General features: G+C 64.2%; 19 protein-coding genes. 3 read left to right on the forward strand and 16 right to left on the reverse strand.

Features of this window, described 5'->3' with window-relative positions; translation table 11 throughout:
• Positions 1-1773: a chorismate-binding protein gene (locus MJ602_RS03310; RefSeq protein WP_243019387.1), complete on the forward strand. Its 1773-nt coding sequence runs from the start codon at positions 1-3 to the stop codon at positions 1771-1773.
• 92 nt (positions 1774-1865) lie between these two features.
• Positions 1866-2117 (forward strand): hypothetical protein, encoded by a 252-nt coding sequence (locus MJ602_RS03315; protein ID WP_162017225.1) that lies wholly within the window; start codon positions 1866-1868, stop codon positions 2115-2117.
• A 39-nt stretch (positions 2118-2156) separates the two neighbouring features.
• On the opposite strand, the gene MJ602_RS03320 is transcribed toward MJ602_RS03315, so the two are convergent.
• Genes MJ602_RS03320 through MJ602_RS03335 form a run of 4 tightly spaced genes read right to left on the reverse strand, consistent with a single transcriptional unit; the run spans position 2157 to position 9358 of the window.
• Positions 2157-4223 carry an AIPR family protein gene (locus tag MJ602_RS03320; protein WP_243019388.1) on the reverse strand — a complete coding sequence of 689 codons (2067 nt, stop codon included), beginning with the start codon at positions 4221-4223 and terminating at the stop codon, positions 2157-2159.
• Positions 4223-5188, reverse strand: coding sequence for a PD-(D/E)XK motif protein (locus MJ602_RS03325; RefSeq protein WP_243019389.1), 966 nt, complete (start codon positions 5186-5188; stop codon positions 4223-4225). Before MJ602_RS03325 ends, MJ602_RS03320 begins: the two co-directional genes overlap by 1 nt.
• Positions 5181-7841, reverse strand: coding sequence for a Z1 domain-containing protein (locus tag MJ602_RS03330; protein WP_243019390.1), 2661 nt, complete (start codon positions 7839-7841; stop codon positions 5181-5183). Before MJ602_RS03330 ends, MJ602_RS03325 begins: the two co-directional genes overlap by 8 nt.
• Positions 7838-9358, reverse strand: a complete 1521-nt coding sequence (locus tag MJ602_RS03335; RefSeq protein ID WP_243019391.1) for an ATP-binding protein — start codon at positions 9356-9358, stop codon at positions 7838-7840. Before MJ602_RS03335 ends, MJ602_RS03330 begins: the two co-directional genes overlap by 4 nt.
• Before the next feature lie 105 nt (positions 9359-9463).
• On the opposite strand from MJ602_RS03335, the gene MJ602_RS03340 reads away from it, so the two are divergent.
• Entirely contained in the window at positions 9464-9925 is a 462-nt protein-coding gene (locus tag MJ602_RS03340) for a very short patch repair endonuclease (RefSeq protein WP_279235701.1), read from the forward strand.
• On the opposite strand, the gene MJ602_RS03345 is transcribed toward MJ602_RS03340, so the two are convergent.
• The 12 genes from MJ602_RS03345 to MJ602_RS03400 form a co-directional block, all read right to left on the reverse strand.
• Entirely contained in the window at positions 9895-11520 is a 1626-nt protein-coding gene (locus tag MJ602_RS03345) for a DNA cytosine methyltransferase (protein WP_243019393.1), read from the reverse strand. The two genes, MJ602_RS03340 and MJ602_RS03345, sit on opposite strands and share 31 nt — an antisense overlap.
• 67 nt (positions 11521-11587) lie before the next feature.
• Positions 11588-11968, reverse strand: a complete 381-nt coding sequence (gene panD, locus MJ602_RS03350) for an aspartate 1-decarboxylase (RefSeq protein WP_243019394.1) — start codon at positions 11966-11968, stop codon at positions 11588-11590.
• An 11-nt stretch (positions 11969-11979) separates the two neighbouring features.
• Positions 11980-13560 (reverse strand): L-aspartate oxidase, encoded by a 1581-nt coding sequence (nadB, locus tag MJ602_RS03355; RefSeq protein WP_243019395.1) that lies wholly within the window; start codon positions 13558-13560, stop codon positions 11980-11982.
• 56 nt (positions 13561-13616) lie between these two features.
• Positions 13617-14483 carry a segregation and condensation protein A gene (locus MJ602_RS03360; protein ID WP_423246682.1) on the reverse strand — a complete coding sequence of 289 codons (867 nt, stop codon included), beginning with the start codon at positions 14481-14483 and terminating at the stop codon, positions 13617-13619.
• Positions 14484-14541: 58 nt separating this feature from the next.
• Positions 14542-14751: a DUF3460 family protein gene (locus MJ602_RS03365; RefSeq protein WP_243019396.1), complete on the reverse strand. Its 210-nt coding sequence runs from the start codon at positions 14749-14751 to the stop codon at positions 14542-14544.
• A 218-nt stretch (positions 14752-14969) separates the two neighbouring features.
• Positions 14970-16358 (reverse strand): GspE/PulE family protein, encoded by a 1389-nt coding sequence (locus MJ602_RS03370; RefSeq protein WP_243019397.1) that lies wholly within the window; start codon positions 16356-16358, stop codon positions 14970-14972.
• A gap of 2 nt (positions 16359-16360) precedes the next feature.
• Positions 16361-18577, reverse strand: coding sequence for a type II secretion system secretin GspD (gene gspD / locus MJ602_RS03375; protein ID WP_243019398.1), 2217 nt, complete (start codon positions 18575-18577; stop codon positions 16361-16363).
• 351 nt (positions 18578-18928) lie between these two features.
• Positions 18929-19738 carry a type II secretion system protein N gene (gene gspN, locus MJ602_RS03380; RefSeq protein WP_243019540.1) on the reverse strand — a complete coding sequence of 270 codons (810 nt, stop codon included), beginning with the start codon at positions 19736-19738 and terminating at the stop codon, positions 18929-18931.
• A 29-nt stretch (positions 19739-19767) separates the two neighbouring features.
• Positions 19768-20295 (reverse strand): type II secretion system protein GspM, encoded by a 528-nt coding sequence (gspM, locus tag MJ602_RS03385; RefSeq protein ID WP_243019399.1) that lies wholly within the window; start codon positions 20293-20295, stop codon positions 19768-19770.
• Between the two features lie 8 nt (positions 20296-20303).
• Positions 20304-21518, reverse strand: a complete 1215-nt coding sequence (gene gspL, locus MJ602_RS03390) for a type II secretion system protein GspL (protein WP_243019400.1) — start codon at positions 21516-21518, stop codon at positions 20304-20306.
• Positions 21519-21565: 47 nt separating this feature from the next.
• Positions 21566-22525, reverse strand: coding sequence for a type II secretion system minor pseudopilin GspK (gspK, locus tag MJ602_RS03395; RefSeq protein ID WP_243019401.1), 960 nt, complete (start codon positions 22523-22525; stop codon positions 21566-21568).
• Positions 22522-23184: a prepilin-type N-terminal cleavage/methylation domain-containing protein gene (locus MJ602_RS03400; RefSeq protein WP_243019402.1), complete on the reverse strand. Its 663-nt coding sequence runs from the start codon at positions 23182-23184 to the stop codon at positions 22522-22524. The genes gspK and MJ602_RS03400 overlap by 4 nt, the downstream gene beginning before the upstream one ends.
• Positions 23185-23344: the final 160 nt, after the last annotated feature.

Here is a 23344-nt window from a genome sequence, read left to right on the forward strand (position 1 = left end):
TTGACTATTGGTTCACTGATCGACTTTGCCGACCCGCATGATGCGGCCGGTGCCCGCCTGCGCCATGCGTTTGGCGCGCCGCGTACCGTGTGGGCGGCCCATGCGCTGCACGAGGTGCGTGCTGTGCTCGACGCTGCCGAGGCCGCAGCACGGGGCGGCGCCTGGGTGCTGGGCTGGCTGCGCTACGAGGCCGCGCCCGCGTTCGACCCCGCGCTCGCCGTGCAGGCGGGCGACCCCGCGCTGCCCCTGGCCTGGTTTGCGGCGCACGATGCACCGCTGCCCTGGCCCACCGCAGCGACAGCGGCAGACGATGCGCGCATCGACTGGCACACCCAGCCCGAGCGCGCCGCGTTTGACGCCGCGCTGGCGCACATCCAGGACGGCATTGCGCGCGGCACCTACTACCAGGTCAACCACACCGCACGGCTGCGCGGGCGCTGGTCGGGCACGGCGCAGGCCTTGTTTGCCGCGTTGCAGCGCGCCCAGGGCGGCGGCTACGCGGCGTGGATCGACGGCGCTGCCGCCGGGCAGGTGCTGTCCGTCTCGCCCGAGCTGTTCTTCGACTGGCAGGCCGGGCCGCAGGGCAGCGGCCCCATCCTCACCCGCCCCATGAAAGGTACGGCCGCACGCGGCGCCACGCCGCAGGACGACGCCGCGCAGGCCGCGCACCTGCGCAACTCGCCCAAGGAGCGCGCCGAAAACGTGATGATCGTGGACCTGCTGCGCAACGACCTCTCGCGCATTGCCCAGCCCCACAGCGTGCGCGTGCCGCGCCTGTTCCATACCGAGGCGCTGCCCACCGTGTGGCAGATGACCTCGGACGTGGCCGCCACCACGCGCACGGGCACGCGGCTGCAGGACGTGTTTGCGGCGCTGTTCCCCTGCGGCTCCGTCACGGGCGCGCCCAAGGTGCAGGCCATGCGCACCATCGCCCAGCTTGAAGACGGGCCGCGCGGCGTGTACTGCGGCGCCGTGGGCCTGCTGCGGCCCGCCGCTGGTGGCGGCCTGCACGCCACCTTCAACGTACCCATCCGCACCGTCGAACTGCAGGGCAGCGAGGCCCGCTGCGGCATTGGCAGCGGCATTGTCTGGGGCGCCGACGCCAACGCCGAATGGCGCGAATGGGCCGCCAAGCGCGCCTTTGTCGAGCGCGCCAGTGAGCCCTTCGACCTGCTGGAAACCCTGCGGCTGGAGGACGGTGCCTACCACCACCTGCCCGAGCACCTGGCGCGCATGGAGCAGGCGGCGGCGCATTTCGGCGTGCCTTGGGACGCCACCGCCGTGCACCAGTGCCTGCAGGTGTTGGCGGGCAGCCACCCGCAGGGGGCATGGCGCACGCGCCTGTTGCTGGGCGCCGCAGGCACACCGCGTGCCGAGGCCTTTGCCCTGGCCCCCACGCCCGAACCCGTGCTGCTGCGCCTGGCGCAGCGCCCGCTGGCCCAGGCGCACGGCGAATTCGTGCGCCACAAGACCACGCGCCGCGCGCACTACGCCGCGTTTGCGCCCCAGGAGCCGGGCGTGTTCGACACCGTGCTGTGGAACGAGGAAGGCGAGATCACCGAAGGCACCTTCGGCAACATCGCCATGCTGCTCGACGGCCGCTGGGTCACGCCGCCGCTGGCCTGCGGCCTGCTGCCCGGCGTGGGCCGCGCCGTGGCGCTGCGCGATGGCCGGGTGATCGAGGCCGTGGTGCGGATTCAGGATCTGCCGCGCGTGCAGGGCTGGGCCTTCATCAACAGCCTGCGCGGCTGGCTGCAGGCGCGCCTGGGCTGATAGCCACCGCCTGCACGCCGCCCGCGCCAGCGGTGCTGGTACAGTGGTCCGCCATCGGTATGGATCGGTGTGAACCCACGGAGGACGGCAGCATGGCGCTGTTTCAAGGCATCTTCTTTTTGATCCTGGGCCTGGGGCTGCTGGGCGTGGCCTACCAAAGCCTGGCGCGGGGCTGGCTGCCTTTTGGCTCCAACGGCTTCAAGGGCCGCCTGGAATGGCGCCGCGATGAGCAGCCAGGCCTGTTCTGGCTGGCCTGGGCCATGTACGCCACCGCAGGCCTGGTGATGGCCGTATTCGCCCTGGGCCTGCTGCTGGGCGTGAGCACGCCGCTGCCGTTGCGCTGACTTCTTGGTGTCTTATGAGTGCGTGGTGTGCCCTTGAGCTTATTCGACTAGCACGCCCTCAGTTTTCCCCTTGTTCAGAATATCCAAAAGCACCAAGCACTGCTTTTCTGTGGGCAGTTTAGCGGGGATTTGTGCGGCTACTTTGAGTACGCCGTCCTCCTTTGGGGTGAGCAGATTTCTTTCCATTAACGCTTTGCGGATGCGATTCCACTCTGTCGCAGGGACGGTCAGTACTTTTTTCTGGGCATCGATGCCGTCATCGATCCTTTGTGTCTGTTTTGCTGACCGCACTGTGACTGACTGTTCATCGAGTGAAACGAGCCGATCATAGAAACTCTGGGGCAGGGCGCTTGCGATGGTTTCGACACGAGCCTGAATCCTCGTCCAGCATGCTTCTCTTTTGCACCATTCGGATATGTTGGATATGCCTTGAGGTGGATTGGTAATGTCGTTGTTCACTACCCCAGATATCATCGCGATTGCTCCTTCCAGCACCGTATCGACCATCTGCGCATTCCAGATTCCGAGAAAGTCGATGCTCTGCTTCCTGCGTTTTGCAATTTCAGAAAGTATTGCTAATGTATAGGCCACGATATTTGCACGGTACCCGCCGTTATACCAAGGTTGGGCGGAAACGATACGCTCTGTGGCTCGAAATATTAGACCACGCGCCACCGCTCTTTTGAAATAAAACTCATTGAATCCATCGGATGACTTTTCCCACTCACTGCCGATTCGAGAAGCATAGCGTGCAAAGTTTTTCTGGGAGCCAAGATTGACGTGCCTCGGATGGTCATCCCAGACGTTCTCGAATTTCGCAAGATCTGTCTTGGTGAACATTTGCGGTTTTGGATGTTCGGCTTTGAATTTCCGTTGCTCTGCTGGCGTGAGCTTTGATTGCACATCAGCATACTGACCACGCGCTCGTTCATAGAACCAGCGTGTCTCACGTGTGGCGCCTTTCTGCGCTGGTGCCCAAATACGGCGAGAAAACCCTTCCATCCTGATATGGAATGGGTGATTTGAAAAGAAATCGGCTGCATTTACACGATTCTGGGTGTTGGCATACTCCGATATCTTTGGCACGATCGTCTCGCTTTGCAGGCTGTCGATAACGGACAGCTTCATTTGAACAAATATCTTGGATAGGTCCGCTTTGTCTCGTTTCCTTGTGTGGAAGAGGGAGGCAGTGGTTTGCCCGCCATTGACAATCTGAAGGTCAATTACTCTTGAGATCGCTAGGCCTGAATCCGTCATCACGGTGTCTACACTTTGCGCTGTAGCGGTGATTCCGTTGTTGTAGGCAAAGAACATTCCTGGTTCATTCAAAATGGTCGACCGTATTCCCTGATTCACATTGCCACGGGCCTGCAGGAAGGTGCGCACGTTCTGTTCCAGCAGGCGTGCTCCGAATTTTTCGTACAGGGTTGCCAGCACATCTGCAGGCATAACCATCAGATAAGACTCGTAAGTATCGGTTTTGAGGTGGGCAGGCAAGCAAGCGATAGCCTTGCCGAACATATGATCGAAATCCAGATCGAGTGGTTCTTTGTGACTGCGGGAGCTTCGCTGGCGTTGAAGCCGTGAAATGTCCCATACGTGGTAACTGGCTGGGATACCAGCAACATCTCCATCGGCCAGGCTCTGCACAGTACCGCTGAGCGTGCGTTCGGAGAGAAGAATAAGGTTCAGCGAGCTGATGGCGCATCTGCGGTCAGCGATCTGCCTTGATAGACCGTATTCCGGCGAGGTGACTTCCAGTTCGCTGGCCAGATTCCTGTCGATGCTTGCCTCGAAAAAGTTTGCAAGACGCTTGAACGCAGCATCCAGATCGGTCTTGGTCAGTGATACCAATTCGTTTCTGGAATCGAAATCGGCAATGAAAAGATCCAGACCACCTTCGTCATTGAACCAGTATCCATCTATGCGCATACCACGCTGCGCTCGGAAATGGCAAAGCTCAAAGCCTTCAGTGAAGCCAGTTTCGATTAGTTCGGTCGCAAAAGTCTCCATGAACTCGTCGAGCTGAAATCTGGCATTGGCCTCGGCACCTGCCAACAGTTCCTGTCGGAAATCGTGAAAAAAGGCTTCGCCAGTTTGCTCCATCACTGTCCTCCGAAGATGGCGGTTCCGTCGCACTCGTATGGCGCGATCGATTCAAGTTTGATGTCGTAGGCTACGTTGGCGATCCCTGTCGGCAACTTTGACCGAATGAGACGCGGAAAATCGGGAGCGACTCGATAGCTTCGAACATCGCTAATGGAAAAGCGTGGTTCGTCATAGGCAGGCAGAGGGGCGTAGCCGTGTGCAACGAGCTTTTGTTCAAAAGCCTCCAAAGCGCTTGCCTCGTCGAGGCGCGACAGGACTGCAGCTACTATCTCGTTGAGGGAGCGGGCGGTCGTCACGTCTGACAATGCGCTAAGTCGGTAGATGCGCAGGAACAGCGCATCGTTCAAGGATTCAAGCTGATCTTCTGACGAAATGCGGACGCTGTTTCGCTCTGACCCCGAGAGCGATTTGACCTCGACGGCTGTGTTGCCGAATATGAAATCCTGATGTGATCGTTCCGGACCGAGCCAGGCTTCGACGGCGGCAATGCTCGACATCTCCCGATCGATTAGTTCCGTCAGGAAGACAATTTCGGCAAAGAGGCCGCGTACTTCCTCGATGGTCAGGTGCTGACCTCGACCTGACAGGAATGTCTTCCAACGGCGGATGTGCGCCAGAGAGATTGCGAGAGCGCTTGCCGAGTCGGTGGCGCGCTCCAGAGCGGATGCAAGGGTGCGGCACAGTCCTTCGAAGAGATCGCGGTCCACCTGCTTCTCAAGGGCGAGGACCAAGCGCTGCTGCCCCTGATCTCCGGCACGAAAATCGACACCAATGCCGTTCACCGTGACCGCGTTTTTCCGATACTGGGCTGCGTGGTCGCCCTGAAGCTCCACGATGAACAGGCAGGCGCCGCCGGCATCGCGTCCCCAGAAACAGGGCACGGCCGTTTCCACCGCAACCGGGCGGACATTGAAGTCCGCTCCCGGAACGGCGATGTCATCCCACGGAGAGGACTCAGGCATCGTAGTCATCCTCCTCGTCAGGATCGTCGGCGTAACCTTGCATCTGCTGGAGCCAGACCTTGTTCACGACGACATTGATGGTCGTCGAATAGTCCCCGTGGGGGAAACTGACGCCGAAGGCAACGATCGGTCCCTTCACGGCCTCGCCCTTGGGCTCCAGGCTGTGAATCATGAGGAGCGGCTTGTTCCGGACCATGCGGTAATGCGTGTCGGATACCGCTCCTGAGCCATCTTCGCCGCCAGCCAGTGTTCTGGCCTCATTGCGTTGTGCGTCGCTGAGACCGAGCTTCTCGTCGCCACGCGAGGCAACCCTGTCCTTGTTCAGGCGCCAAGAAGTGCCGTCCGGCTGATCCTTCCCGACGACGCGCACTTGGTTCCTCAGGGTGAACGCGTTTTCACCGCCTGAGCCACCCGAAGGGGAAATCAGCAGAACATCGGCCAGCGGGCGCTTCGTCGCAATCCGTTCGAGATAGCTCACCACGTCCGATTTCTGTCCGGCAAAGGTGGAATGGCATTCGAACCGGGTGAGGAAGTCGTCGATCACCTCGACGGGTACGTCCCTGAAGATGACGCCCTTTTCGGTGGACTCCTCCGGTTGCCCGCCGAATCCACTTCGCCAGTGATCGGCGATCAGCGCAAGGTTCCTGGCATTCACGTCAGGGTCGGTGGAGACTATGTAGCTCTCCCGCAATCGCCCACTGAAACTCTGCTCGACCGTGACCTCTTGGCCGGATCGCATCTTGTTCACCGCCGTGATCAGCAGGCTGTCCGGATGCGAGCGGACGTACAGGCCAAAATCCTTCGGGCTAAGGCGATCGCGCCGCATGCGCTTGACCTGCTGTACAAGTTCTTCGGAGGCATCGGCGATGTGGGAGTACCAGTTGATCGAATCGCGCGAAAGATGGACGCGGCAGAGGTCCTCGAAGCCCGGCCGGTAACCAAACCAGCGGCCCATCTGCATGAGGGTGTCGTACATCTTCGTGTTGCGGTACATGTAGCTGACGGTCAACCCCTCGATGGTCAGGCCTCGGGAGAGGCTCAGACCACCGACCGCGACCGCGGTCAACCCGACTCCTTCCTTAGCGTAGCGGGCGTAGTCGAGCACCTCGTCACTCTTGCTGTTGATGACATAGAGGTGTAGGTGCTCGAAGACGCCGCTGAGGGCAGCCTTCACTTCCGCCCAGGTAAACCCGGCGTCGGCATACTCGGCATCGAAGGCGTGCTTCAGGCCCTGCATGTACGCGTTTCGTGAGGAAACCTCTTCCGGCATCGCGTAGTTGGCGAGAACCGCCTCCCTGATCCTCTTCTCCCTGAGACTCAGGAAGTCACGTACGGCCTTCTGAACGGGCACGAAGCGCGATACATTGACCATCATTGAGCAATGCTTGCCGGTCTGCCCACGCAGGTTCCGGATGGCGCGGGCGACGATGAATTCGTCGAGTGCGCGATAGAGGCTGGCGGGCAACTCGTGGACGGGATCGTCACGCTTGTGGGCGTACGGGATGAGATCCTCGCAATCGTCGATCGGCCTCACGATCGATTGACTGGTCGCCTCGTCGAGGAACACCTTCTCTGCGCCGAAGTACGTCGTTGGCGCGTCCAGGCAATAGATGAAGTCGCGTGGGAACAGCTCCTCACGCACATCATCGCCATACGCGTCGGGGTTGATGAAGATGTTGGCGAACGGTGTCGCCGTGTAGCCGACATAGCACGATTTCGCGAACAGCCCAAGGATGCGCCGGATCATCGTATTCGTTTGGGTCGGATCCAGATCCTCCTTGTTGGTGTTGATCGACGCGTTGTCGGCCTCGTCGTCAATCAGCAGCATCGGCACGTCGGAAATCCGGCCATCGCCCTCGGCGTTCAGCTCCTTCAGCCACTTGTGAAGAGCCTTGAGCGTCGTGACGTTCTTCTTGATGACCAGAATGATCGGCTTGCTGAAGTCGTTGATTTTCCAGCCGCTCTTTTCCGCTGTGTTCTTGTTGAAGTCCTCGTTGATGTTGGTGAGGGTGGCCGGATGCGGATAGCCCGGCGCGAGGCCCACACCGATGTTGCGACGATCCTCGGGATCGCTGGATCGGCCGATGAAGGCTTCATCGATGCGCTGCTGCGTCTGCTTGCGCAGATTGTTGTGAATGCCGGCGACGACGATGATGAACTTGTAGCCGGTGTCGGCGGCACGTGCTATCAGGCCGGTGTAGTTGGCCGTCTTGCCCGACTGCACATGACCGATGACAAGGCCGCGACGGTTCCAGGTTGTGCCCTCGCTCATCGGATCCTGCAGGTGGCCGAGAATGCGGGTCGTCACATCGCTCAGCGACTGAACCATCTGCGGAGGCCAACCTTCCTTGAGAAGAAAATTCCCATAGGATTCCGCATACGTCCAGGCGACATCCTCACGCTTGTGGACCCACTGATCATCATGCTTTGCAGTGACATCCACCAACGAAACACCGGCCCCCATGCGTGTGTCGATCGAGATCATCGCCTCGGTGACGATATTGCGGAGATCACCCGTAAAGCCGAAGATTGCGGCGATCTGTTTCGCCTTTTCCTCCACCAGCTCACGCGTCGGCGTCTCGCCCATGTTGGCAAGGCCTGAGATGAGCGAATTGGTGATGTTCCGTTCTTCAGTGATGGCTGTGAGGCTCATACAAAGGTCTCGCTGATGAATTTTTCGGCCAGATCGATCTGACCGTCAAAAAGGTGCGTCGAGCGCACGATCTGGAGAAAGGCTTTCGGATCGCCAGGCCCGTCACCGTACAGCACCTGACGCAGGCTTTTCAGGCGTTCCATGGTCTGGTTCTCATCTGCAGCATGCTGATTGATCACGCGCGGCTGGGTTGAATAGTCGGAATAGATCATCTCGATAGGCAGCGCAGCTGCAATCGAATCAAGTAGCGTACGCAGCAGTTTTGCGTCCTCCGCCAAGAGTTTTCCTGTCAGCGAAGTGATGATTGGGTGCTGTACGTTGATTGCGAAGCGGATACCGTCGTGATCTGCATATCGTTCCCATAGCGGAGCCTGGGCTTCGTGGAACAGGCGCTGCCCGCGTCCTCGATGCACCGTCACACTGCGATCGGTGATTTTGTTGATGATCTGACGCAAGCGTTCACGCACCAGATGCGGTGGACGGGCACGTGACTTCTTGATATCTATGGTCCATGCCTCGTCAAGATCGTTGGAAAAATCGATCTGTATCCGCGCCAGCTTGGTGGCTTCGCCTTTCGGCACCAAACGGAACCAATCTCCCCATGCCATCAGGCGCCCGTTCCTGTAAACATAGCCTCCTTGGTTCGAAATGAAATCGCTGCGATCCTGGTAAAAATCGTAGTCGGCAGCGGAGAGTCGGCTGTGGTGAGGAAGTACATAGGGTTGCATTCGGACCTCAGCACCTCCGACATATACGATTTCTTCAGGTAGAACCTGGGTCGCTGGGCTCTTTTTGCAGAAGGGATCAAATGGCGCAATGGGATGCCCATTGATGGTGATGGATATCCTGGTACGGCCTTTGACTTCACCCGAGAGGAATCGATGAAAAACGAGGGACAGGTGTCGTCTCACTGCTTCCAGTTTCTCGTTCACGATATCCTGCTGGTGATCATTGGCTTCGTCCTCCAGCAAGCGATCAAGCTGTTGCCAGACTACTGCAGTGCCGTGCCTACCAAGATTGCCGATATGAGGTAACGCTTGGATTTCAGCCTCATCAAGGATATTCAGAATCCAGTCGTCTGCAGCATCGATTCGATCCAAATTCCATTCGGCACCAGAAAGAAGGCCTTCGGTGGTGCTTACAACGGTCAGCGAGCGGCACTGCGAGAAAGACGCTGTTTTCAGCCCAAGTCCAAAGCGCCCCAGGTCCTTTGGTGACCGATGCCGTCTGGGGTTGACTGTGCCATGGCGCATGGCGGCCAGCACCTCATCTCCCGTCATTCCTTTGCCGTTGTCGAGAATGACCACAACAGGATGCTCGCAAGCAATATCGCAGATGATGTCGATCTTGTCTGCGTCCGCAGAGATACTGTTATCGATCAGATCCGCAATGGCAGTTTCGAGTGAGTAACCAAGATCCCGCATCGAGGCAGAAAGGCATGCTGCGCTTGGTGGATGTCTGTGCTCCCGTGCCATCAATGCTCCCTTTTTGATCTCTTGCGAAACAGTTGCATGCAAAGCTTCAAGCTACCGATCTATGGTTCGTTTCTCTTCGGATGAAATGGCCGAGGATGTGCGAACAGGCGGTTTTCGATGACAGCCAGGCGAATAGTATCCAGGGCCATGCACGTACCGACTTCCCCTCAGCGCAGTCGCATGATGTCTGGCATTCGCGGCAAGGACACTTGGCCGGAACGGGCACTTCGCTCCCTTCTTTTTGCCAGGGGATTTCGATATCGACTGCACGTCAGAGGCTTGCCCGGTACCCCTGACCTTGTTTTTCCGAAACACCGTGCCGTCGTGTTCGTCCATGGCTGCTTCTGGCATCGGCATGATGGATGCCGCTATACCACCACTCCTCGAACCAATGCGGACTTCTGGCAGCAGAAGTTTCTTGGCAATGTCGATCGAGACAAAAAGCATGTGGAGCAACTCCTGACGCTTGGTTGGCGTGTGGCTATCGTCTGGGAGTGCTCGCTGAAGCATTCGGTGGAGGACACAGCAAGATCGGTGGAGGAGTGGCTGCACGGCAATTCGGAAGCTTTGGTGCTCGGTCAGTCTGCTTTGGCCAGCAGCGGAGCCTGAAACTGACCGGGTGTGCTGCTCTTTTCACTTGCCATTGGTTGGTTGTTCATGCGGTCACGGGCTTGCCTGCGTTTGTTTCTGCTCATCTCATTCAGCAGGCTTCGCACTATTGTTGCCAGCTTGTACGCAAGAAGTGGCGGAACGGCGTTGCCGATTTGGGTATATTGCTCCGTCCGGTTGCCTGCAAAGAAGTAGTTGTCCGGAAACGTCTGAAGGCGTGCGGCTTCCCTGACGGTCAGGCTTCTGCATTGCTCAGGATCGTAGTGAATATAGTAGTGGCCGTCCTTGGCAATATGCGCGACTATCGTGGTGGCAGGGTCGTTTTTGCACTGTACGCGGAAGCGATCCTTGAAGGGTATGGCTCCTGCCCTGTCGTTGGGCTGTACGTTGTGATGGGCTGGCAGCAGCTTGGGGGGGAAGACATCCAGCCGAGGGGAATACTTCTGCCATTCAGCAAAGGTTGCTGCAAAGAAGTACCGGGCCAGATCCGATGCCATGTGCGCCCTTGATTCATGCTGGCATATGCCACCCAGATTGCGATCCAGCAGCCATTGCTGCAGTTCGGTTGGGTTGTGGGGCCTTCTGTATTCCTGCGCGATGAAAGCTCCGCCCGTGCTTGTGCTGGTCGCTTTGGCTACAGAGGATTGCATTCTCTCGATCATTGCCGACTCGATTTCCAAACCCCAGCCATCCATGTAGCTGGGAGCAGCCTGAACCGCATGTCGCCATGCTTCCAGTGAATCTCCTTTGGACAGCTTGCTTCGAATCTTCGGAAGATCATCGATGGCATGTCCGACAGTCACAGGTGTTGATACGGGTTCAAGCAAATGGTGCTGAGGTGCTCCGGTGCCCTTGAGTACTCCGAGCAGGATCACTCTGTGCCTGCTCTGGGGTATGCCGTAGCGCTCCGAATGAATAAGGTAGTCCTCTGGCTCCAGGGAATCGCTGTTGCCTCTCTTCGCAAAGGAGCGGATCTCATATTCGAGTCCCTCTGCCGGTGATGCGAGATCCGCAATGATCCGTTCGAACATCGGACTGCCGGCGTGACTTGACGACAGCAGCCCCTTGACGTTCTCCATCACAAAGATGGTCGGTCTGTGCTCCCGAATGATCCGCAAGTATTCCTTGTAGAGAAAGTGCTTCTCATCCTTGTGGAAGTCCTTGTCGTTGGTTCGCCTTGCACGTCCGGCGACGGAATATGCCTGGCAGGGCGGGCCTCCGATGAGTACCCAAGTCTGCTGGCCGTTGAGTGCGGCACGGATTTCTGCGTCGATGCTTGTTTCGTCGGATTTCCCCAGCTCCAGGCACCGCGCTTCCTTTGAAGCATGCTCGAAAGCCGCAGCTACGGCAGGAATGCTGCGAAACGTGGCTTCGTCGATTTCGCCCCGTATGAAGCTGTAGTAGTGCCTGACATGATCGGTTCCACGAAGGCGCCTGAAGGCAGCTCGCAGCATCAGCGTTCGATGCGCGACCTCGGTCTTTTCAATGGAAATCCCGATCTCGAAGAAGGGCTGCTGGTCATGGCCTTTCAGGGAGGCAAAGCCCTCTCCCAGTCCTCCGGGGCCGGCAAAGAGGTCGATTATCGGAATCGGCATTTGGCCTTCTTTTGGTTTACTGCGAAGTGCCGTCGCAAGACATTGGGCGCATCGAACCTTGATGTTGTCAAAGCGTCTGCACAGGCACCTTGTGCCGCAGTTCCACCTGGCGGTTCTTTTCATCTACAAACACCAGTTGCGGCTTGTGCGTGGCCACGTCGGCCTCGGGCACCTGGGCGAAGGCCGCGATGATGAGCAGGTCGCCCACGCTGGCGCGGCGTGCTGCCGAGCCGTTCACCGAGATCATGCCGCTGCCGCGCTGGCCCTTGATGGCGTAGGTGATGAAGCGTTCGCCGTTGTTGATGTTCCAGATGTGAACCTGTTCGTTTTCGCAGATGTCGGCGGCGTCGAGCAGGTCTTCGTCGATGGCGCAGGAGCCTTCGTAGTGCAGTTCGCATTGCGTGGCGGCCACGCGGTGGATCTTGGACTTGAGCAGGGTGCGGTACATGGCGGTGCTTTTCAATGGTTGACGGGGGGCACGAGGATGGTGGGCGCAGCCGGTGCGGCTAGGTCGGGGTAGTCGCGGCTGTAGTGCAGGCCGCGGCTTTCGCGGCGCATTTGGGCCGAGCGCACGATGAGGTCGGCCACCTGCACCAGGTTGCGCAGCTCCAGCAGGTCGCGCGTGATGTGGAAGTGGGAATAGAACTCGTGGATTTCGCCGGTGAGCAGGGCGATGCGGTGCGCGGCGCGCTCCAGGCGCTTGTTGGTGCGCACGATGCCCACGTAGTCCCACATGAAGCGGCGCAGCTCGTCCCAGTTGTGCGAGATGACGACCGATTCGTCGGCGTCCTGCACGCGGCTGTCGTCCCAGCGTGGCAGCGCGGGAATTTGCTGGCGCGGCGCCTGGGCGATGTGCTGCGCGGCGGCGCGGGCAAACACCATGCATTCGAGCAGCGAGTTGCTGGCCAGGCGGTTGGCGCCGTGCAGGCCGGTGCAGGCCACCTCGCCCACGGCGTACAGGCCGGGCAGGTCGGTGCGGCCCGACAGGTCGGTGAGCACGCCGCCGCAGGTGAAGTGGGCCGTGGGCACCACGGGGATGGGCTCCCGGGTGATGTCGATGCCCAGCGATGCGCAATAGCCCAGGATGTTGGGGAAGTGCTCGCGCAGGAACTCGGGGCTCTGGTGCGAGATGTCCAGGTGCACGCAGTCCAGGCCGTGTTTCTTCATCTCGAAGTCGATGGCGCGCGCCACCACGTCGCGCGGGGCGAGTTCGGCACGTTCGTCGTGCTGCGGCATGAAGCGCGTGCCGTCGGGCAGCAGCAGTTTGCCGCCTTCGCCGCGCACGGCTTCGCTGATGAGGAAGGACTTGGCGCGCGGGTGGTACAGCCCCGTGGGGTGGAACTGCACAAACTCCATGTTGCCCACGCGGCAACCGGCACGCCAGGCGGCGGCAATGCCGTCGCCGGTGGCGGTGTCGGGGTTGGTGGTGTAGAGGTACACCTTGCCCGCGCCGCCCGTGGCCAGGATGGTTTTCGGGGCGCGGAAGGTCACCACCGTGTCGCTGGCTTCGTCCAGCGCGTAGAGGCCCAGGCAGCGCTGGCCCGACAGGCCCAGCTTGCGGGCGGTGATCAGGTCCACCAGGGTGTGGTGCTCGAACACGGTGATGCCGGGGGTGCTGCGCACCACGTCGATCAGCGTCTTTTGCACGGCGGCGCCGGTGGCGTCGGTGGCGTGCACGATGCGCCGCGCGCTGTGGCCGCCTTCGCGCGTGAGGTGCAGGTCGTCGCCCTCCAGCGTGAATGGCACGCCCAGGCTGCGCAGCCAGCCGATGGACTGGGGTGCGTTCTCCACCACAAAGCGCGTGGTCGCCAGGTCGCACAGGCCCGCGCCCGCCACCAGCGTGTCCTGGATGTGGGCGGCAAAGCTGTCGTCGTCGGCCAGCACGGCGGCAATGCCGCCCTGCGCCCAGCCGCTGGAGCCGTCCTGCAGCTCGCGCTTGGTGATGACCGCCACGCGGTGCGTGGCCGCCAGATGCAGTGCGGTGGAGAGGCCCGCCAGGCCGCTGCCCACAATCAATACGTCAAAGTCGTGCGATGCCATGGATGAAACTCTCGGGTTGAGCGCCCTGTGTGGCCGTGGGCCGGGCAGGGCGCTTGTCAGACCGGCGTGTAGGCCAGCCGGACGTAGATGGGCGCGTAGGCCTCGGCCTGGGTGATCTCGATGAGGGTTTCCTTGGCCAGCTCCAGCAGCGCAATAAAGGTTACCACCAGCACGGTGCCGCCCTTGCTGGGGTCGAACAATTCCTCAAACTCCACAAAGCGGCGGCCCTGCAGCGTCTTGAGCACCTGGCTCATGTATTCGCGCACGCTCAGCTCCTCGCGCGTGATCTTGTGGTGCTGTACCAGCTTGGCGCGTTTGAGGATGTCGCGCCAGGCCTCCTGCAGATCGACCACGTGCACATCGGGGAAGCGCGGTTGCAGGCTTTGCTCGATGAAGACCTGGGCCTTGAGGAAGTCGCGCCCGTACTGCGGCAGGTAACCCAGCTGCTGCGCGGCCAGCTTCATCTGTTCGTATTCGAGCAGGCGGCGCACCAGCTCGGCGCGCGGGTCCTGTGCTTCGTCGGTGCCCTCCTGCTTGCGCGGCGGCAGCAGCATGCGCGACTTGATCTCGATGAGCATGGCCGCCATCAGCAGGTACTCGGCCGCCAGCTCCAGATTGCGGCTGCGGATTTCGTCCACATACGCCAAGTACTGGCGCGTGACGCTGAGCATGGGGATGTCGAGGATGTTGAAGTTCTGCTTGCGGATCAGGTACAGCAGCAGATCGAGCGGCCCCTCGAAGGCCTCCAGAAACACTTCCAGCGCGTCGGGCGGGATGTACAGGTCGGTGGGCAGCGCAAACAGCGGCTCGCCGTACAGGCGCGCCAGCGCGACCTGGTCCACCACCTCGGGCATGGCGGACGGCGCAGCCGCGTCGGCATCACCCGCAGGCACGGGCGCGGCAGTGTCCGTCACAGAACCCATTTGCTATAAAAATAATAGCTTCCAGCGCCCGTATTTATTGCGCTAGAGCCTGTTTTTGTCAGTAACCGTCGTACGAGTAGAACGCGTACGGCTTCTGGTTGACGCGGCCTGCGCGGTAGTCCTGCCACAGGCTGCGGTCCACCTTCTTGTCCCACAGCAGCGCGCGGCCCGCCTGTTGGCCTGCGTCGAGCTGGGGCTTTTGCTTCTTCAGATCGTCCAGAAACTGGGTGGCAACCGAGGTGTAGTGGGGGCGGGCAAAGAGGGACATGGTGTGTGGCTGGAAAAGGGTGGTCGATTTTAGCGGGGTCTGGGGCTAGGAGCCTGTCGGACTTGGGAATCGTCGGCTGCAAATTGACCGCAGCGGTCCATTTCTCACCGTCTTTTTGCCCCATAGCCCCGCTATGGGGCTGCAAATCCGGCAAAAACTGTCCTCGCTGGGGCCAATTTTCGCTTTCGACGCCCCAAGTCCGACAGGCTCCTAGGGCATCAATCCCGCGTCACCCGTACCACCTCTTCGCGCGTGGTCACGCCTGCGGCGATCAGGCGCTCGCCATCCTCGCGCATGAGCTGCATGCCCGCAGCCAGTGCGGCGGCGCGGATGTCGGCCTCGCTGGCGCGGTTGTGCACCAGGGCGCGCAGCGGGTCGTCCACCGCCAGCAGCTCGAACAGGCCGGTGCGCCCCGCGTAGCCGGTGTGGCCGCAGGCCTCGCACCCCTTGCCGGCGCAGGCGTGGCAGACCTTGCGCACCAGGCGCTGGGCCAGCACGCCCAGCAGGGAGGAGCTGAGCAGGAAAGGCTCCACGCCCATGTCGGTCAGGCGTGTGACGGCGCTGGCGGCGTCGTTGGTGTGCAGGGTGGCCAGCACCAGGTGGCCGGTGAGCGAGGCCTGGATGGCGATCTGCGCGGTCTCGAAGTCGCGGATCTCGCCGATCATGATGATGTCCGGGTCCTGGCGCAGGATGGCGCGCAGGGCCTTGGCAAACGTCAGGTCGATCTTGGGGTTGACCTGCGTCTGGCCCACGCCGGGCAGCTCGTATTCGATCGGGTCTTCCACCGTCATGATGTTGCTGCGCGTGGCGTCCAGGCGGCTCAGGGCGGCGTACAGCGTGGTCGTCTTGCCCGAGCCCGTGGGGCCGGTGACGAGCACGATGCCGTGCGGCTGCGCGATCAGGCCGGTGAAGCGGCGCAGCGTGTCGCCCTGCATGCCCACGGCCTCCAGGCTCAGCTTGCTCTCGCTCTTGTCCAAGAGGCGCAGCACCGCGCGCTCGCCATGGGCGCTGGGCAGGGTGGAGACGCGCACGTCGATGGCGCGGGTGCCCAGGCGCAGGCTGATGCGGCCGTCCTGCGGCAGGCGTTTTTCGGAGATGTCCAGCTCGGCCATGATCTTCAGGCGCGAGATCAGCGCGGCGTGCAGCGCGCGGTTGGGTTGCACCACCTCGCGCAGCGTGCCGTCCACGCGGAAGCGCACGCTGCTGTGGCGCTCGTAGGGCTCGATGTGGATGTCGCTCGCGCCGTCGCGCGCGGCCTGCGTGAGCAGGGCGTTGAGCATGCGGATGATGGGCGCGTCGTCGGCGGCTTCCAGCAGGTCTTCCACGGCGGGCAGGTCCTGCATCATGCGCGAGAGGTCGGTGTCCGACTCGACCTCGCTGACCACCGTGGCGGCGCTCGATTCGCCCTGGGCGTAGGCGGCGCTGATGCGCTGGGCCAGGGCCGCGGCGTCCAGCACCTGCAGGTGGCGCACGGCATGCTTGCGCAGCACTTCGCCCAGCAGCGCCATGTCGGGCGCCGGGCCGTGCCAGAGCACGGGCTGCTGGCCGTCGTCCTCCAGCAGCAACTGGGCGGTGCGGGCAAAGGCGTAGGGCAGGGGGTGGCGCATGGTCACTGGGCGTTGTGTGGCGCGGTGCTGCGCTCCATGCGCAGCGAGGGCAGCACGGGCGCACCCTGCACATTGCCCAGCACGCCGCCGGAGGAGGGCTGCACCTGCTGCTGCAGCGCGCGGATGGATTCGTAGCGGTCGATCATGAGCGCGTCGCTGGCAGCCGCGTCGCGCACCACCACGGGGCGCAGAAAGACCATCAGGTTGGTCTTCTTGCGCGAGCGGTTTTCGCTGCGGAACAGGTTGCCCACAATGGGCACGTCGCCCAGCAGGGGCACCTTGTCCTCGGCCTGCGAGTAGCTGTCTTCCAGCAGGCCCCCCAGCACGATGATGCTGCCGTCTTCCACCAGCACGTTGGACTCGATGGAGCGCTTGCTGGTGGTGGGGCCGTTGGCGTTCTTGAGCGTGGCGTCGTCGATCTTGGAGACCTCCTGGTAGATCGCCATCTTGACCGTGCCGTTCTCGTTGATCTGCGGGCGCACGCGCAGCATCAGGCCCACGTCCTTGCGCTCCACGGTGGTGAACGGGTTCACCGCGCCACTGTTGCCGCCGGTGTTGGCATACGACCCGGTGACAAAGGGCACGTTGTTGCCGATGACGATCTTGGCCTCTTCGTTGTCCAGCGTCATCAGGTTGGGGGTGGAGAGCACGTTGGCGTCGCCGCTGTTCTGCAGAAAGTTGGCCAGCGCGCCCAGGTAGTACTGGCCGCCCACGCGGGGGGCCAGCGCGAGGTTCAGCCCGCCGCCCAGGGTGCCCACTGCCGTGCCGATGGTGCCGGCGTTGCCCGAGGCCAGCGCGGACGTGATGCCCAGGATGTTGGCGCCCGCAGCGCCCGAGTTGGTGCCGATCACGCCGATGGTGCCGTCGCCCTGTTTGCCCATCACGCCCTGCCACTGGATGCCGAACTCGGCCAGCTTGTTGGCGTTGACCTCGACGATCAGGCTCTCGACCAGCACCTGCGCGCGGCGCCCGTCGAGCTTGTCGATCACGGCGCGCAACTGGCGGTACTGCGGCTCGGGCGCGGTGATGATGAGCGAGTTGGTCGTCGGGTCCGCCTGGATCTGCCCGCCGGTGGAGGGCTGGTTGGCGGGCGCGGCGCTGTTGCTGGCGCCCGCACCCAGGCCGCTGCTGGCAGAGGACGTGGATGTGCTGCTGCCGGTGCTGCTCAGCCCGCTGCCCAGCGCCGGTGCGCTGGTGCTGGCGGTGGATGGCGTGCTGGTGCTGGCGCCCCCGGCATTGGCGCTGCCTGCCGCCATGGCGGCGCGCAGCGTGGCGGCGAGCTTGGTGGCGTCGGCATTCTTCAGGTACACCACATGGATGTTGCCGCTGGCAGCGCTGCTGCCGGGCGCGGGCGGCTGGTCTAGCCTTTCGACCAGGGCACGCACCTGGGCCACGCGGGCGGGGTTGGCGGCGCGCAGCACCAGGGCGTTGCTGCGGGGCTCGGCCAGCAGCGTGGTCTTGGCGCCGGTATCGCTCTGACCGGCGGCGGCGCCGGGCGCGCCGGCGCTGCTGCCCGTTTCCACCAGCCGCGCCACCAGCGGCGCGAGGTCGGTGGCAATGGCGTGCTTGAGCGGGATGATTTCCACATCGCTGGCGGTGGACACATCCATGGCCGCAATGATCTTGCCCAGGCGCTGCAGGTTGTCGGCGTAGTCGGTGATGACCAGCGCGTTGGTTCCGGGGCTGACGTTGATGGTGTTGTTCGGGCTGATCAGCGGGCGCAGCACGGGCACCAGGTTGGCGGCGCTTTCGTGGTTGAGGCGGTAGATCTGCGTCACGATCTGCCCGCCCGCCGGGCCGCTGGCGCCGCTCTGGGCCACGCTCACGCTGCCGCCCTGCAGCTTGGCGTCGGCCTCGGGCACCACCTTGTACAGGCCGCTGGCCTCCACCACCGTGAAGCCCTGCAGGCGCAGCGCCGCCAGGAACTGGTCAAACGCCTTGGCAGGCGGCACGGCGTGTTCGGTGACGAGGTTGATCTGCCCGCGCACGCGCGGGTCCACCACCACGTTGCGCCCGGTGATGGTGGCCATGGTGCGCGCCACGGCCTCGATCTCGGCGTTGGCGAAGTTCAGCGTCACCGGCTCGCCGGGGCGCACGCTGGCGGTGCCGGGTTGCAGCACGTTTTGAGCATGAATTTGGCCTGTGGCGCCCATGAATAAAGCGGCGGCAGCTATTGTTTTAATAGCAAAAGAACGTGTTGGCATGTTCAAGCAGGTCATATCAGTTATCCATTGTGCGAACGCGGCACCCGCGACGCATGAAACCGGCGCGCCCCAGGCCAGGGCTCCCGCGCAAGAGCCGCCCCGCCGTACCGGTGGCGTCCCCCTGCCCGCAGTGCGCAGCGCTGCGAGAGCGGGGGGAAGGAGCGAAGCGACACAGGGGGTGTTTCATTCCAGCTATCCATAGCGCTGCGCGTCACCCGCATCGCATGAAACGGGCGCGGCCCAAGCCAGGGCTCCCGCGCAAGGGCCGCCCCGCCGCGCCGGGAGCGTCCCCCTGCCCGCAGCGCGCAGCGCTGCGAGAGCGGGGGGAAGGAGCGAAGCGACGCAGGGGGGTGGCTCATTTCAGGTTCAACCCAGCGTGATGAGCGAGCGCGCGCCGTTGCGCCGCCCGATGATGTTGAGCAGATTGGACAGGGCGCCCTCGCGCTCGGGCGTGGCGCTGGCCTCCCCGGCAAAGCGCAGGCGCTGGCCCACCCACTGGCCGCTGCCACTGAGTTGCAGGTCGCCCTGCAGCGTTTGCAGTTGCAACGCCACCGCCTCGCCCCCTTGCAGGGTGATGCGGTAGCTGCCCATGGGCTTGAGTGTGGACAGGCGCGAGGACATGGCCAGCGCGTCGAGCTGCGCGCTGCCGGCCACTGCCAGGCGGCCCGCTGCCCATTCGGCCTGCAGGCCCGTGGTTTGCAGCAGGAGCTGGCCTTGCGGCTGCAAGGTGTTCCAGGGGGTGCCCAGGCCGGTCAGCACGGCGGCGGGCCACTGGCTCTGGCCATCGGCCAGCGCCACGCGGGCGCCGCCCCAGTGCAGGCCCAGGCGCAACAGCAGCGGGGTGGGGGTGCAGCAGTCGGCACGCAACTCGGCGCGCAGGCCGCCCCAGGTGGGGCGCAGGCGCCAGTGCAGGCGCGCGGGCAGCGCGGCGCGGTCCCGGCTGCCGGGGCCGCCGGTCAGCACCAGTTGGGCCGAGCCCGTCCATACCGTGCCGCTGGGAGCTTGCAACTGGATCTGTTGGCCGCTGGCCCGGCCCACCGCAGTTGCCAGCCAGTGGGCCGGTGCAAAGGCCAGCAGGGCGGGCAGCACCCCGGCCAGGGCACCGGCCAGCGCCCAGCCCCAGGGCGTTTGTGCGGCGGTGTCGGCCGTGCGTGCGGTGCGCGGCGGGCGGTGCATGGGGGATGGACGGCTGGGCACGGTGCGGCTCAACGGGTGGGCAGGCTCAGCACCAGGGTGCCGTCCCAGCGCACGGTGGGCGTGGGCGCGCCATTGCCCTGGCGCGGGTTGGCGCTGCGGGTCAGGTGGGCCTCTTGCGGTACGGCGCGGGCGTTGTTGCGGGCCTGGGCCAGCCAGTTGGCCAGGGCGTCGGCCTGCACGCCTTGCAGCGTGAGCGTGGCGCGGTCGCCCGACAGGGCCAGTTTGGCGCCTGCACCCAGGGTGGCGGTGACCGATGCCTGCAGTGCGCGCGCCGCGTCTTCCGGGCTGGTGCGGGGCTGGGCCTGCAGTTGCTGGGCTTCGGACGCCAGCGCCTGCATGTGCTGCAACTGGGCGTCCAGCTTGGCGTGCTGGGCGCTGGCGCTGCGCAGCGTGTGCAGCGCAGGGGCCAGCAGCAGCCACCACAGCAGCGCCAGACCGACCACGGCAGCGGCGGCGCTCACCAGGGTTTGCTCGCGCGGGGCCAGCTTGTTCCAGGCGGCTTGCAGGGCGGAGGCGGAGGATGCGGTGCGGGTCATGGGGGGGCTTATTGGGCTTGTTCGCGCACGATCAGGGTGCCGTCTTCCAGGCGCAGCTGGTGGCTGGTGGCGCGGGCACGGGCCTGGGCGTCGGCCAGGTCGGTGTCGGTCAGGTTCAGGCCCTTGAGGCGCAGTTCGCCTGCACCAAAGTCGATGGCGCTGGGCTGTGCCTGTGCGGGCAGGGCCTGGGCGGCGGCGGCGAGCAAAACCTCCAGGTCGCGCGGCGCCAGACCTCCTGCGGCCTGGCGCAACTGGGCCAGTTCGCGCTCCATCTGCAGGGGGGCATCGACCACTACCTTGACCTGCGGGAAAGTCTGCGTGAGGGCGTTGTGTGCAGCAGCTTTCTTGGTGGCCAGCATCTGGCGTTCCTGCCAGGCCCAGGCGTTGAGCCCGGCCAGGTGCGCCAGCAGCAGCACGGCGGCGCCCCAGCGGGCAGCGCGCCATTGGGGTGCGCGCAGCAGTTGGCCTGCCAGGCTCCCGGCCTTGCGCAGGGTGCGGGTGCGGCCGCTGCTGGCCAGGTCCATCTGGGCCAGGTCCCAGGGGCTGCGCGCTGCGAGCAGGGCGCGTTCGTGTTCGGTTTGCAGTTGGGCGCTGCGGCCCAGGGCTTGTTCGGCCAGCGCGGCCACGGCGGGTTCGGCGACCAGGGGCGGGGGTGGGTCGGCGTCCAGCCCAGTGAGGGCCATGCTGGCCGCAGCCAGGGGCAGCAGCACCACGCCCTGGTCGGGGCCGGGGGTGGCGGCCAGCAGGGCGTCTTCGGGGCAGGTGCCCAGCACCAGCACGGCGTCGGTGGCGCCGGGGGCGAGCTCGGGCACCACGCGGGCCACGGGGCGGCCCGCGGCCTCCAGGGCCTGCAGTGCGTCGCGCAGCCAGGCGCGGTCGCAAACGGCCACCCAGGCGCTGGCGCCGGGGCGTGCGCCGGGCTCCAGCGCGAAATGCAGTTGTGCGGGGTCGTCCAGCAGGCGGTCTTCGAGCAGGCCTTCCAGCACGTTGCGCAGGCGCGGGCTGTTCGGCCCCACGCCGGGGGGCAAGGTCACGCGCTGCCAGGACAGCGCGCGCACCGGCACCAGGGCCACGATCTCGCTGGCGCGCCCCACGGCGGGCAGCGTGCTGGCGGCCGCGGTGCCGTGGCGCGTGGCCTGGTGGCCGTCTGCGCTGAGCGTGTAGCGGTATTCGGTGGCGCCACCATTGCGCGCCAGGGGGAGGTGAAGGACGAGGGTGCTCATGGAAAAAGTTCGCGGGCCATTGTAGGGGGCGTGTATGTCCGGCCTGCTCAGGACATGCCCGGTACCCGCGCCCCCGTGCGTTCGCGCCAGACGGTGGTGGCCTCCAGGCCCATGCGGCGCACCAGCGAGCGCTCCTGCACCACCGTGGGCCCCATGCGCAGGCGGCCGTGCACTTCAAAATAGCTGGACGCCACGCCATGCTCGCTGCCGCTGACCTCGATCTGCTCGCCCAGCAGCTTTTTGACATCGTCCACCGAGCGGAAGGGCTGCATCTGGCGCACCGCCATGATCCGGTCGGCGCCCGCGCGGTCCAGGCCACGCAGGGTGGCCATCAGCACCTCGGCCCCGGCGGTGTTGAGGTTGACCGGCTTGCGCTCGGGCAGCAGCGTGATGTGTGGTGCCAGCAATGCCAGCGTGCGCGGCGCCAGGCCCAGCCAGGCCAGTTGGCTGGGGGACTGCGGCATCAGCGGGGCGTCGGTGCTTTCGTTGCCCGGTGCCTGGGCCTGGCGCAGGGCCTGCACCAGGGCCGTGAGTTCGGCCGGTGGCAGGCCCAACTGGGCAAACAGGCGCTCGAACTGGGCCAACGCTGCTTCGTTGACGGTGTCGCCGCTCACCAGGTTGGCCAGGTTCAGGCGCGATTGCAGGTCGATGATCTGGCCCGAGAGGAAGGCCTCTTCGCCGCCGCCTGCATCGTCGATCTGCGTCACGTTGCGGTCTGCCGTCAGAAAGGTGGACAGGCGCGCCTCTTCCAGCGGCACGGCCCAGGGCTCGGCCAGGTGGTCGGCGCCGCCCGCGCGGCTGTCTTCGATGAGGATCAGGCGCGACCAGTCGAGCGCGCCGATCAGGATCCAGGCGGACTGGATGCGCGTGCGCTCGGCTGCCTCGACCTCCACGCTGCGCCATTGCTGCCACAGCGCCGTGGCAGCGAAGGTGGCCACCAGGGTCACGGTCAGCATGGCCGCCAGCAGTGCGGCGCCGCCTTGTCGGCAGCGGGTGCGTGGGCTCATGACTTGCCTCCGCCGCGCAGGGGGTTGGCCCAGTCGCGCACCAGCGTGCCGCCCAGGGCAGCGCCGCCGGGCAAATCCAGTTGCAGGCGCACGCCGTCGGGGATGAGCGCGCCGACGGCGCTCAGGTCGGCTGGCGGTGTGCCGGGGCTGGACAGCGGGTTGCTCCAGGCGTCGCCCCGGTAATAGAACACGCGCCAGTCGCTCAGGGGCAGGATGGCCACTTCGTTGCGCCGGTCAACATCGGCCGGGTTGCGCGCCCATTGGGCGGCCTGCAGCCAGGCCTGTGACCAGGCACCGCGCGTGCGCAGGGGGGCAGACTGCCAGCGCAGCCACAGGTCCTGTCCCTGCACATTGCGCCGCGCCCAGGCCACCACCAACGCGCCTTCGCCCGCATCGACCGGGCTGCGGCGCGTCAGGCGCAGTACCTGGCCGTCCCAGTCGATGGGCACCGTGTGCGCCAGGGGCAGCAGTGCGTCCAGGTCAGCACTCCATTGCCCCAGGGCGGCCTGCAGCGTCAAAAGTTGCTCGCTGCGCTCGCGCGTCTGGGTCTGCGTGCGCACCATGCTGTCCAGCCCACGCCAGCTCAGCACGGCCACCAGCCCCAGGATGGCAATGGCCACCAGCAGCTCGATCAGCGTGAACCCGCGTGCGCTCAACAAACTTCCATTCCGCGTAGGCGTTGCCCGCAACGCATGACACCGGCAGGGCCTAGGCCAGGGCTCCCGCGCAAGGGCCGCCCCGCCGCGCTGGGAGCGTCCCCCTGCCCGCAGCGCGCAGCGCTGCGAGAGCGGGGGGAAGGCGCGTAGCGCCACAGGGGGG

Source organism: Simplicispira sedimenti (assembly GCF_022760965.1).
GTDB classification, from domain to species: domain Bacteria; phylum Pseudomonadota; class Gammaproteobacteria; order Burkholderiales; family Burkholderiaceae_C; genus Simplicispira; species Simplicispira sedimenti.